The organism is Draconibacterium orientale (assembly GCF_900111425.1).
In the GTDB taxonomy this organism is placed as follows: Bacteria; Bacteroidota; Bacteroidia; order Bacteroidales; family Prolixibacteraceae; genus Draconibacterium; species Draconibacterium orientale.
In genome coordinates this window covers 28,540-40,938 of record NZ_FOHT01000002.1, presented here as the reverse complement: position 1 = coordinate 40,938, position 12,399 = coordinate 28,540, and the positions used below count along the sequence as shown (strand labels likewise).

Annotated in this window: 9 protein-coding genes; 5 read left to right on the top strand and 4 right to left on the bottom strand. The window is 42.2% G+C overall.

Going from position 1 to position 12,399, the window contains the following annotated elements:
• The first annotated feature begins 285 nt into the window (after positions 1-285).
• The gene (locus BMW53_RS01655) at positions 286-1,041 is read left to right on the top strand and encodes an SOS response-associated peptidase (protein ID WP_038557751.1); all 756 of its coding nucleotides are present in this window, start codon (positions 286-288) and stop codon (positions 1,039-1,041) included.
• Here the strand turns inward: BMW53_RS01655 and BMW53_RS01650 are convergent.
• From BMW53_RS01650 to rnr, 3 genes are all read right to left on the bottom strand, one after another.
• A complete protein-coding gene (locus BMW53_RS01650; RefSeq protein ID WP_038557754.1) occupies positions 1,031-2,533 on the bottom strand; it encodes a glycoside hydrolase family 10-like protein in 1,503 nt (500 codons plus the stop codon). The two genes, BMW53_RS01655 and BMW53_RS01650, sit on opposite strands and share 11 nt — an antisense overlap.
• Positions 2,534-3,518: 985 nt before the next feature.
• Positions 3,519-4,121 carry a TetR/AcrR family transcriptional regulator gene (locus BMW53_RS01645; RefSeq protein WP_038557757.1) on the bottom strand — a complete coding sequence of 201 codons (603 nt, stop codon included), beginning with the start codon at positions 4,119-4,121 and terminating at the stop codon, positions 3,519-3,521.
• A 160-nt stretch (positions 4,122-4,281) separates the two neighbouring features.
• Positions 4,282-6,444: a ribonuclease R gene (gene rnr / locus BMW53_RS01640; protein ID WP_038557759.1), complete on the bottom strand. Its 2,163-nt coding sequence runs from the start codon at positions 6,442-6,444 to the stop codon at positions 4,282-4,284.
• A gap of 215 nt (positions 6,445-6,659) precedes the next feature.
• Between rnr and BMW53_RS01635 the strand changes: the two genes are divergently transcribed.
• On the top strand, positions 6,660-8,609 hold the full coding sequence (locus BMW53_RS01635) for an Ig-like domain-containing domain (RefSeq protein WP_038557761.1): 1,950 nt from the start codon (positions 6,660-6,662) through the stop codon (positions 8,607-8,609).
• A gap of 60 nt (positions 8,610-8,669) precedes the next feature.
• Entirely contained in the window at positions 8,670-8,966 is a 297-nt protein-coding gene (locus tag BMW53_RS01630; RefSeq protein WP_038557763.1) for a hypothetical protein, read from the top strand.
• Here BMW53_RS01630 and BMW53_RS01625 read toward each other — a convergent pair whose 3' ends face one another.
• The gene (locus BMW53_RS01625; protein ID WP_038557765.1) at positions 8,967-9,350 is read right to left on the bottom strand and encodes a DUF3859 domain-containing protein; all 384 of its coding nucleotides are present in this window, start codon (positions 9,348-9,350) and stop codon (positions 8,967-8,969) included.
• A gap of 81 nt (positions 9,351-9,431) precedes the next feature.
• Between BMW53_RS01625 and BMW53_RS01620 the strand changes: the two genes are divergently transcribed.
• Both BMW53_RS01620 and BMW53_RS01615 read left to right on the top strand, forming a co-directional pair.
• Entirely contained in the window at positions 9,432-9,785 is a 354-nt protein-coding gene (locus tag BMW53_RS01620; RefSeq protein ID WP_038557767.1) for a DUF8478 family putative metalloprotein, read from the top strand.
• A gap of 165 nt (positions 9,786-9,950) precedes the next feature.
• Positions 9,951-12,317, top strand: coding sequence for a TonB-dependent receptor (locus tag BMW53_RS01615; RefSeq protein WP_038557769.1), 2,367 nt, complete (start codon positions 9,951-9,953; stop codon positions 12,315-12,317).
• Positions 12,318-12,399 lie beyond the last annotated feature (82 nt).

Below are 12,399 nucleotides of genomic sequence, written 5' to 3'. Positions count from 1 at the left end.
AATATTTCTAGAAAAAAGTGGAAGAAATTAGGTTAATGAGAATGAATCTAGGCTATACTTATCATAAAAAGTAAAAAGCCTGGAAATGTTCATATCGGCTGGCAGGTGGAGAAAGGGCGAGAATAAAATTAACAAATGGTTAGTAGCGGGTTATCCTAATTAACGTAATGTGTGATTCTTAGAAGCGATTTTTTTACTCCTTTGATGATTGTAAATGAGGCTGTTTTGGGCAGTTTTTTATAATTTTAAAAGAACTATTCTGAGCTCAATAATGTTTTTAAAATTATGTGTTACGATATAAAAACCAAGGTAGAGGCCGCGTTAAAACGGGCACGGCATTATGGCAACGAAGAGGCGATACAAATGCTGATTGAGCAGTTTCGTCCTTTCCTGGAAGAGGAGTTTTTTCACGTTTCGGGGTTTCAGCACCCAAAGTTGCTGATTTATACCAACGAGAATTTTGAATTACCGGCCATTGCCAGTTGGGGGCTCATTCCGTTTTGGGTGAAAAACGAACAGCAACAACTCGATATCTGGAATAAAACAATTAATGCCCGCGGCGAAAGTATTTTCGAAAAACCTTCATTTCGAACTTCTGCCAACTCAAAACGCTGCCTGGTTTATATCGACGGCTTTTTCGAGCATCACCATTTTGGGGGCAAAATATATCCGTTCTATATTCAGCGGGTTGATGGAGAGCCAATTGTTTTGGGTGGATTGTGGGACGAATGGACCAACAAAGCTACGGGTGAAGTGGTGAACTCGTTTACCATTGTTACAACTAAAGCCAATTTTCTGATGAAAAAGATCCACAATAATCCGAAACTTAACGAAGCCCGAATGCCACTGATTCTCAATGAAGAGGAGGCCGATAAATGGCTGAATGGCACAGCAACCGAGGCAAAGGCGATGATTAGACCTGCCACTGATGGCCTGCTGAAAGCACATACCGTTAGAAGATTGCGGGGCAAAGAAGCCGTTGGCAATTCGCCCCAGGCAATTGAAGAGTTTATTTATCCGGAGCTTAAATTCAGAGCTTAACCTTTATCGGTTCACTTAATCTGCTTTCGTTGCTTAAACGGTCGAGCACAGAAATCCGAACTTCGTATTTTTTCTTTTTGCGGTTTATTCGGTCAAATTTAAATTCCTGTTCTTTTGTGATGCCAAAAATATATTGGCAGCTATCTGCATCGAATTTTTCGCCTTCCTCACTCAGATAAAGGACATAACTCCATGCCTTGTCCATTTCATTTTGGGTTTCGGCAGGTGTCCATTTAATCTTTCGGCCCCGCTTATTAATTTTAACCAGTGGCTGAGGTGCCTGATTATCAAGCCAGGGCATTGGCGGAACAATCGCCGGAGATTTGTAATAATCCAGTTTTAAACTGTCCTGTAATCCCAGCAAATCGCCATTAAACCATTTGCTGCTGTAAAACGATGAGCCCTGAATTTCTGGTATTGCGCGCAGTATCCGAATTTGTTTTGTAAGCTGGTCAGGTTCAGTCCATTCTTTAGTTTGCGAAGTGCTGCTAACTTTATAAGGCGCTTGCCCAATGTACATGGCGCGGCCGTAAGCATGATCTTTCCACCAATTGGCCAGTAGCTGAAAATCAACAGTAGGGTGACCGATTTGCCAATATAGTTGTGGTAGAGTATAATCGATCCAGCCTTCTTTTTGCCATTTTATAATGTTGGCATACAGTTGGTCGTAATTTGTTGTTCCGGCTTTTGTGTCAGATCCCATCGGGTCGTCGGTTTTATTGCGCCACACACCAAACGGGCTGATGCCAAATTTCACCCAGGGTTTGGTGGCTTTTATCGAGTCGTTCAGCATTTTAATGGTTATGTCAACATTCTCGCGGCGCCAGTCGGCTTTGTTTTCTGCAGTAAATCCACGGTTGTAGAATTTGAACGATGTTGTATCCGGAAATTCTTCTTTTAAGGGGTAAGGATAGAAATAGTCGTCGAAATGAATGGCATCCACATCATAACGTTTTACAATATCCTGCACCACATCGGTTACAAACTCGCGGGCCTGAGGTAATCCCGGGTCGAAATACAAGCGGTTGCCATATTTTAAAATCCAATCGGGGTGACGAAAAGCAATGTGATCGATGGAAAGTGGATCTTCAAGGTTTTGAGCTACCCGGTAGGGGTTTAACCATGCATGCAGTTCCATCCCGCGTTTATGGCATTCTTCAATCCAAAATTTCAGCGGATCGTAAAAAGGCAGCGGTGCCTGCCCCTGAACACCGGTGAGGTAGCGCGACCAAGGCTCCAGATCCGATTGATAAAAAGCATCGGCAGCGGGTCGAACCTGCAAAATAATGGCATTCATGCCTAAACTTTTATGTAAATTTAAAATATCGATGATTTCACGCTTTTGAGCATCTGTACTTAAGCCCGGTTCCGAAGGCCAGTCGATGTTTACAACGGTGGCTACCCAAACGGCTCTGAATTCGTATTTCGGTTGCGCATGGGCAATGAACGAAAGGAACAGGCACGCAGTAAGAAGGAAGTTCAGCTTTTTCATACGATTAAAATTTATTGTTTTTAAGGCATCGTGTTTTCCGAAACTGAATGTTGAAATTGGGCGTGTTGGATTTAGATGCTCGTGTCATAAATGTTTATATTGTTGGACACAAAAATAAGAGAATGTTATCTTGTGGGAAACGAAAAAGGTAGAATTTAAGGTGTAAGACTTTCAACTAAAAAAAATTGATATCTTTGTGCCAGATATACGAAGTAAAAAAGTAAACGATATTTAAGACAAACAACGGGCTTGTCGTTCTGACAAGTTTGTGGTTTATTAGGTTTAGTTGGTTTAGGTTAAAAAGGCTGTCAGAAGGGCAGCCTTTTCTTTTTATAAATCTTAAAAAAGTTGTTGCTTCAGATTTTACCCAATACTCTTCCTTTCCGAATCCTAAACCTGTCACTCTGTTCCAAAAAGTTTTCAAATCCGCTTAACTTATTCAGTGTAAATCAAATCATTCTGTGTTATCAGCGTTCCAGTCTTCAACATAAAAAAAGGGATAAGTTTAAAAATACGGTGAATTACTATTTGTACGAGCTACATGAAATTCAGGAAAGTTATACCGATTTAACAACAAAGTGTCGCATTCTTTCATTTCATTCAGAACGATCCGGTGTTGTAGTATCGGCATTATCCATTGTAATCCGGACAACAGTATAAGATATACATTACCCCTCACCCTGTAGGGAGCTCCCCTCACGAGGGGAGCCTGTTGTTAGGAAACCGTAATGGCAGCACCAAATCCTCTTCCTGTTACTAAAAAACTGTTTTCCCTTCATAAGGGAAAATGTCGACAGACAAAAGGGTAGAAAGAGTTATGAAGCCCTATTAATTCCATATATTGACTTCCTTATGAGTTCATTTATCGTTAAAAAGTAAAAATGAAAATAATTTATGCTCCACCAGAAATTTCATGTGATCCATAAAAAAAGGCTGCCGGATTACTCCAACAGCCTTTGTATGGTTGTTTTTTTTTGATTGAGAACTACCTTTTCATTATGCCGTAACACATAATTTTCAGAATAATATCAACGCTTCGTTCCAGATTTGCATTGCTGTAATTTCCTGCGGCAAGTGGCATTTCCAGGCCTTTTATAGCGGTGGTAATACCAATGGCTGCCAGGTTGAAATCGTAAATCTCGAATTCATTCTTACGAACGCCTTCAATCAATATCCGTTTAATCATTCGTATCTCGTCCTGCTCGTATTTCAGTTTTACCTCATCGATAAATCCAACGGCGGTAACATCGTTTTCAATGGCATGATAGAAATTGGCCAGGTTACGGAAAGTCGCCATTTTGGTTAAAATGTAATCGCGCAACTTATCTACCGGATCGGTGTTTCGGTTGATCACAATTTCAAGTTCGTACGCCAAAATATCAACCTCTTTCATAATAACAGCCTGAAAAAGATCTTCTTTACTTTTGAAATAGTAATAAAGCGAGCTTTTCCCTTTGCGAACTGCATTAGCGATGTCGTCGAGTGTGGTTTTTTTGTAGCCGTATTTGCTGAAAATTTCACGGGCAATCTTTAGGATATTTTCCCTGTTCACATCCTTTTTATTCGCAGTATCCGTTGAATTTTGCATGAATTCAAATGTTTTGTCTGTGTTAAAACTTGGCCAAATATAACCATTTATTTTAGCCGTTATTATTTTTTAGAACATTTTACTCTGGCAGACGACATTTACTTTTACTGGTTGAATGCCCTGTAACTGTTTGAAATTTATTCGAATAATATTCGAATGGCTATCCGTTATCCTGCTCAGCCAGTCTGAAGTCGAGCTGCTTTCTTTCAAGATTGGTGCGCCAAACGCGTACATTTATTTTCTCGCCCAACTGAAAACTTTTACGCGAATGGCGGCCCACCAGCGCATAATTTTTTTCATCGAAAATATAAAAATCATCATCCATTTGTGCAATCGGAATCATACCTTCAATTTTGTTTTCAAGCTCCACGTAAATTCCCCAATCGGTTACGCCCGAAATCGTTCCCGGGTAAGTTTTACCAATATGGTCTTGCATAAATTCCACTTGTTTGTACTTTATCGACGCCCGCTCGGCGTTGGCTGCTTTGGCTTCCATATCCGACGAGTGTTTACACAGCCCCTCGTATTTTTGTTCGTTAGCCGAACGTGCTCCGTCTAAATATTTTTCCAGCAGGCGGTGCACCATCATATCGGGGTAGCGCCTGATTGGCGAGGTAAAGTGCGTATAATAATCGAATGAAAGTCCGTAGTGCCCAATGTTTCGGGTTGAGTATGCTGCTTTTGCCATGGTTCGGATGGCCAGTGTTTCAACTACATTTTGTTCGTTTTTGCCTTTAACCTCGGTAAGTAATTTATTTAGCGAAGTTGAAATAGCACGCGGCGTTGACAGTTGAATACCGTGGCCAAAGCGCTTTATAAAAGTGTTGAACGACGAAAGTTTGTCGGGGTCGGGTTTGTCGTGAATACGGTAAACAAAGGTTTTCGGCGTTTTCTTTTCCGGTACTTTGCCAATAAACTCGGCCACTTTTTTGTTGGCCAGCAACATAAATTCTTCAATCAGGTGGTTCGATTCTTTTGATTCCTTAAACGACACTGAAATTGGTTTTCCTTTCTCGTCAATTTCAAATTTCATTTCCACGCGCTCAAAAGCAATCGATCCGCTATCGAAACGTTCATCGCGTAATTTTATCGCCAGTTCGTTTAGTTTTAGTACTTCTTCAGAAAAATCGCCCTGTCCGGTTTCAATAATTTCCTGTGCTTCTTCGTAGGTAAATCTTCGGTCGGAGTGAATGACTGTTTTTCCAAACCACTGTTTTTTCACTTTTGCATCTTCGGTAATTTCAAAAACGGCCGAAAAACACAATTTATCTTCGTTGGGCCGCAACGAGCAAACACCGTTCGATAAGCGCTCGGGAAGCATTGGAACTACGCGGTCAACCAGGTAAACAGAAGTTGCGCGGTCTTGTGCTTCGTTCTCAATAATAGTATTCGGGCGCACGTAATGCGTAACATCGGCAATGTGCACACCAACTTCCCAGTTTCCGTTGTCGAGTTTCTTTAACGACAGTGCATCGTCAAAATCTTTTGCATCAGCCGGGTCGATGGTAAAAGTGGTGGTTTTGCGCATATCGCGCCGCTTTTTAATCTCTTCTTTCTGAATTTCAAGCGGAATTTTTTCGGCAGCCTTATCCACGTTTTGAGGGAATTTGTGCGGCAGTTCAAACTCGGCCAGAATGGCGTGCATTTCAGCATCGTTATCGCCGGTGTCGCCCAGTACTTCAATAATTTCGCCAAAGGGGCTGCGAGCATTTTGTGGCCAGTCTTTAATTTCGGCAATGGCTTTTTGCCCGTCTTTTGCGCCGTTAAGTTTTTCTTTCGGAATAAAAATATCGAAACCAACTTTTCCGGCCGGAACCAAAAAAGCAAAGTTTTTGGTGGTTTGTACTTTTCCTACAAATATCGTTTTTGCGCGCTCCAGAATTTCAGTTACTTCGCCTTCCAGATCATGTTTTTTGCGCCGTGCATACACATGGATTCGTACTTTGTCGCCTTCCATGGCATGATTCAGGTTGCGCGATGAAATTACAGCCGGTTGTTCCAGCTCGTCGCTAATGACGTAGGCAAAACCCTGTGGCTGCATTTCTATAATACCTGTAACTTTTCCGGTGCGTGCTTTCAGTTTGAATTTACCCCGCGATAGTTGGTCAACGTATCCATCGTCGGCCAATTCCTGAAGGGCAACGTTAATCAATTTGCGTGTTTCCGGATCTTTTATGCTCAGCGCGCCTGAAATCTGGCGGTAGTTAACTGTCTTTCCGGGGTTTTCGTAAAGTGTTGAAAGTATAGCGTTTTTTAGCTTTTTTTTGTTGTATGTACCGCCGCGTTTCTTTTTGTGCAGCTTATTCTTTTTCTTTCTTCCCATTTTGTTTTAATTATCCCAAGCAAGTTATAATAATTATTATTCATGTTTTAATAATAAATGCGGAAGTTGCGAACAATATGAAAACTGCTACGTTTATTTCGGAATATTTAACAACTGGGCACCTCCTATATTTACAGGAATTTGTATGTTTGTAAACCATTTTAAGGCTTCGGTATTTTGCCTGTGAAGGCCTTGAAAACAGACATTTTTAGCCTATGAAGTTAAAGGGGAAACTACCGTTTTTTATTGTTGCAATGTTGGCCTGGGTTGTTATTATTTCATCGTGTGCCAATATGGGTATGCCAGCCGGAGGACCACGCGATTCGGTGCCGCCGGTGTTGCTGGAAACCAGCCCGGAGTACCGCGCATTGAACTTTAATAAAGACAATATCCGGTTTACATTCAACGAATATTTACAAACGGATAAAATATCGGAGCAGCTCGTAATTTCACCACCCCTGGAGAAACGCCCGTCAATAAAAACCAAATCGAAATCGCTGATTATCGAATTCAACGAGGATTTAAAAGACAGCGTAACTTATTCGCTTGATTTTAAAAATTCGATTGTTGACAACAATGAGCAAAATCCGCTTGAAAACCTGCGTTTTTCGTTTAGCACCGGGCCCGAATACGACTCGTTAAGGGTGGCGGGGCGTGTAATAAATGCCTTTAATCTGGAGCCAAACAAAGACGGTTCGTTGTTGGTATTGCATTCAAATCTGCACGACTCCGCAGTATTCAGGGTGCGCCCCGATTACATCGCCAAAACCGACGAGGAAGGTTTGTTTATGATCGATAATATTGCTGAAGGCACCTATAATTTGTTTGCCATTAACGACATGAACAACGACCTGTTGTACAATGAAGGAGCAGAAGAAATTGCTTTTCTGGATACATTGGTAATTCCTGAAGCGCATTTTCATGCCGAAGCCGATACAATGGTTAGTGGCGTTGATTCAATGTTGGTTTTGGGGCATACACATTTTTCTCCCGCGCCATTTTATATGCGCTACGTAATGGAAGATATTTTTGATCAGTATGTTGAATCGGCCGAACGCCCCAGCCGCAATAAGTGTTTCTTTGAGTTTAATGAATCAATTGCCGATACCTTCGCTGTAAATCTGATCGACCATGAAGCAAGTGATTGGCAATTGTTTGAATATGGCCACGAAAAGGACTCGGTTCTGATGTGGATAACCGACACAATGGTTTCGAGGTACGACTCGTTGTATATGGAATTGTGCTATACGCAGCTCGATTCGGCCGGGATGCCGTATGTACAAAACGATACCATTTTGATGCATTATGCCGACCCAAAGGTGGAGACTGAAAAGAAAAGCCGGAGACGTGGTAAGGAAGAGGAAGAAGAGGAAGTGAAAACGGAAACAATACCACAGTTCACCTGGCAAACCGATGTCCCATCAACCATGGAGTTGAATGGGGTGATCCGCTTTGTGTCGCCCGAGCCTGTAGAAAGTTTTAATACTTCGATGGTGAAAATGTATTACACGGCTGATACATTAAAAAGTCCCCTGCCCGTTACTGTACAAGAAGACACGGCAAAATACCGGAGTTATTCCATTCGTTTCGATTGGCAGCCACAAACTGAATACAGCCTCGAGATCGATTCGGCAGCATGCGTTAATATTTTTGGAGTTACCAGCAAGGCCTATTCTAAACGTTTTAAAACACGCGAGGAAGATTATTATGGCAGCCTGGAATTTGATTTCTCGAATGTTGCAATGCCGATGGTTGTGCAGGTGCTGAAAAATAACGAGGACGAAGAGGTATTGCGCCAAAAAACCTTTACCGAAGACGGTAAGGTGTTGTTTGAATACCTGGCACCCGAAAAGTACAAAGTAAAAGTTATTTACGATGCCAATGGAAACGGGAAGTGGGATGCCGGAAGTTTTCAGGATAAAGTGCAACCTGAACGTGTAGCGTACGTTCAGGAAGTGATAAAACTGCGCTCGAACTGGAGCGAAAGTCACAGTTGGGATTTAACGCCCGATATGCTTTTCAGTAAAAACATCCGCGATAAGGAAGAAGAAGAACGGAAGCGTGAAGAAGAACTGGAGAAGAAAAAGAAAGAAGAGGAAGAGCAACGAAATAATAGTATGATTCGACCGGGAAATAGCGGCCTTGGTGGTTTCCAACAGAGATAAGCCAACCAGCTGCATTTTCGGTTAAATTTTCTACCTTTAATAAAATTTATTAATAAAATTATGGCAAGTGTAAGAGACCTTAAAAAAGACATTGATTTGATTATGTCGATGGCTTTAAGCGATTGTTTTTACGTGATGGAATATAACAGCGAAGTTGATGAAAAAGCAGTGTACGAAATTGCCGGCGATATTGTAAAAAGTCATCGCGAATTGCGTTTGCGTGCCACTCATCCTGATGGAAAAGATAATCCGAAGTTGGTAAAACAGTATTACAAAAAGGTCGTTCAGGATATGTTGGCTGCTGCCGATGCCGCCTTGGAAAGACTGTCGGCCGAGGTGAAAAAAGTAGCCAAATAGTTAAATCAGCATGAAAATTTTGTGAGCAACCACTTTGCCTTTATACCAGGTGGTTAGCTCCCATTTTCCCCGCTTGTCTTCCAGCGGTTCCCAAATACAATCGCCAAGATAAAACTCGTAATCGTTGGTGCGGATAAACTGTTCGCCGGTAAACGGAGGCCGCAAATTGCCTTCATCATCGGTAAACGGCGGATGGTCGATTTGAAAATCAACTTTCTCGCCCTTCCCGTTTTTAATGTGCAGCACGTAGCCAAACTCAGTACCTATTTCTGCTTTAATTTCAGTGGTAAAATCCAGGATCTTCGGAATGTCCCTGCTTTTCCGGTCCCATTTCGAGTATTCTCCGTAACTGTAGATTTTAAAAGTTGGTCGCCGTTTTGCCATTGTTAAAATAAAACACAAAAATAATAATTGTTCTATTATTATTTAGAAAGGTTCTTAACTTTGTGCACACTAATCGATTGAGTGAATTTAATAAGAAAACATACAAATCTACTGTTTGTATTGGTTCTTCCGGTGTATCTGTACATCGTTCAAACTTCAATACAAAATAAGCATACCCATGTTTATGCCAACGGAATTGTTGTTACTCACTCGCATCCAACATCCGATTCGGACGGCCCCAATAACAATCACAAGCACTCGCAGCGGGAAATCAATCTTTTTGCCTCGTTGCATTCTGATCTTTATGAAACTCCGGGACTTACCGCTTTTAATTTTGAAGTGCCCGCAGATGATGTCAATTACATTGTATACAATGATCAGGAAGTTACAATTCCTGTTTCCTTACACCTTATTCCCCGGGCACCGCCTGCTTAGTTTTCAAAATACTTATTAGTGTTGCTGCATGTGCAACCAACTGGTCATTTGTTTTAAGTGGATTGTCTTCCATTTCATCCATGTTGTAACGATGGCCGGAGCGATGGTTTATCGCTTTTCGAAAAGACAGATTTAGTAGTTTGAAAATATCATATCAGAAAGATTATGAAACCCATATATGCAATTTTATTGCTATTCTTTTCGTGTCAGATAACCTCGGCAGACGAGGCTGATGACGACAAAAATAAAACTGATGCCATGCTTTTTGGCGATGTAAAATCGGGAGAAGAACATATTCCGTTTGCAACGGTAACCCTTAAAGGTACTACCATTGGAACGGCTGCCGATGCCACCGGACATTTTAAAATGACAAATTTGCCAATTGGCAAACAAGTGGTTGTAATATCGGCAATTGGCTATCAATCGATGGAAAAAGAAGTGAAGATGGAAGCCAAAAAAAGTATTACGATTTTGGCTGAATTGGAACCGGATAATATTGGCATTGAACAGGTTGTGGTTTCGGCCGACAGAAATGCCAAAAGCCGGAAAGAAACGCCAACCATTGTAAACAGTATCAATCCCAAATTATTCGACCGTGTACAAAGTGTAACCTTAAGCGAAGGATTGAATTTCTCGCCCGGTTTGCGGATGGAGAACAATTGCCAGAACTGCGGTTTTTCGCAGGTGCGCATGAACGGGCTGGAAGGGCCGTATTCGCAAATTCTGATTAACTCGCGCCCGGTATTTAGCGGGTTGGCCGGTGTTTATGGTCTGGAGTTAATTCCCGCAAATATGATCGAACGGGTGGAGGTAATTCGTGGCGGTGGCTCGTCGATGTACGGAAGCAATGCCATTGCCGGAACCATAAACCTGATAACAAAAGATCCGGTAGCGAACAGCTTCGAAACCTCGGTAAACAATAGTTTTGTGGGCGCCGGAAGCGATTACGATGCAGCCAGCGATTACAACATCAACATTAACGGCTCGTTTGTAACCGACGATTATAAAACCGGGATGAGCATTTTTGGCTTTCACCGAAAACGTGATCCTTTTGATGCCAACGGAGACGGATTTTCGGAGTTGGCAAGTATCAACAATACAACAATCGGTGCACGTTTTTACCAGCGTGTGGCGAGCCGCGGAAAAATTACCGTCGATTATTTTAATATAAACGAAGACCGCCGCGGAGGAAATAAATTCGAGTTACCGTTGCACGAATCGGATATTTCGGAAAGTGTGCAGCACCAGATTAATTCGGGTGCGCTGAATTTCGATCTGCTGCTTCGCGATAACGATAAGTTCTCGGCTTTTGTATCGATGCAGGGTGTTGACCGCGGCTCGTATTACGGTGCCGAGCAAGATCCGTCGGCATACGGGCACACCGACGACTTGACTTATGCTGCGGGTTTACAGTACATCCGGAATATTGATTATCTGTTGTTTTCTCCGGCAACCATTACTTCAGGGATTGAAACAAGCGGCAGTTCATTGGAAGATGAGAAGCTGGGCTACTACGATGCTGCAGAAGATGTACATTACGGAAATACCCAGATTACCGACCAGGGAATGACCAATTACGGCGCGTTTCTGCAATCGGAGTGGAAAACCGGAAAAGTGGTTTTTAGTGCCGGGTTGCGCTTTGATCATTACAAAATTGAAGAGAAAATAGAACACAGCGACGATGTGAGTGGCAACGTAATAAGTCCGCGCGTGAGTTTGTTGTACAATATTGCCGAACATCTGCAGTTCAGAAGTAGTTTTGGCCGTGGTTTTCGTGCACCGCAGATTTTTGATGAAGACCTTCACATTGAAACGTCAGGATCGAGAAAAGTGCTTCACGAGAATGATCCGAATTTGAAGCAGGAATCGTCAAACAGTTTTACGGCCTCGCTCGATTATTCCAACGCTTTTGGCGACTGGCAATACCAGTTGCTGGTGGAAGGATTTTACACGCAGTTAGTTGATCCGTTTGCGAACGAGTACGGCACACCCGACGAAAACGGAACCGTAATTTACACCCGGGTAAATGCCGAAGACGGCGCGCAAGTACAGGGAATTAACATTGAATTGAATGCGTCGCCTTCGCAGAAATTCCAGTTACAGTCCGGGTTTACCGTTCAGAAAAGTGAATTTGAAGCCGAACAGGAATTTGGCGAAAAGCGCTTTTTCAGGACACCAAATACTTACGGTTACCTGAGTGCGAATATCAGTCCAACACCTGTTTTCGATATTGCGCTCACCGGCAACTACACCGGGAAAATGCTGGTACCTTATTTTGGCCCGGAAATCACAAATCCTGAAGTCGGCGAACTGCGCGAAAGCGATTCGTTTTTTGATACGGGAATAAAACTCTGTTACCATTTTCGCTTGTCAGACTACATGAAAGTGGAGCTGAACGGCGGTGTTAAAAATATTTTTAACAGTTATCAGGAAGATTTTGATACAGGCATCGATCGCGATCCATCGTATGTGTATGGGCCGCTTTCTCCAAGAACCATTTATTTTGGAATAAAGATTGGAAGCTTGTATTAGGCTTAGAATATATATATATGCTTTAAGGCTGTCCGACGAATGTGTTGGGCAGCCTTTTTTATTATTTTGAAAGAAGTATCTC

Coding starts and splice junctions, on each gene's coding strand:
- BMW53_RS01615 (WP_038557769.1), top strand. CDS start 9,951: ATGAAACCCATATATGCAATTTTATTGCTATTCTTTTCGTGTCAGATA.
- BMW53_RS01630 (WP_038557763.1), top strand. CDS start 8,670: ATGGCAAGTGTAAGAGACCTTAAAAAAGACATTGATTTGATTATGTCG.
- BMW53_RS01655 (WP_038557751.1), top strand. CDS start 286: ATGTGTTACGATATAAAAACCAAGGTAGAGGCCGCGTTAAAACGGGCA.
- BMW53_RS01635 (WP_038557761.1), top strand. CDS start 6,660: ATGAAGTTAAAGGGGAAACTACCGTTTTTTATTGTTGCAATGTTGGCC.
- BMW53_RS01645 (WP_038557757.1), bottom strand. CDS start 4,121: ATGCAAAATTCAACGGATACTGCGAATAAAAAGGATGTGAACAGGGAA.
- BMW53_RS01625 (WP_038557765.1), bottom strand. CDS start 9,350: ATGGCAAAACGGCGACCAACTTTTAAAATCTACAGTTACGGAGAATAC.
- rnr (WP_038557759.1), bottom strand. CDS start 6,444: ATGGGAAGAAAGAAAAAGAATAAGCTGCACAAAAAGAAACGCGGCGGT.
- BMW53_RS01650 (WP_038557754.1), bottom strand. CDS start 2,533: ATGAAAAAGCTGAACTTCCTTCTTACTGCGTGCCTGTTCCTTTCGTTC.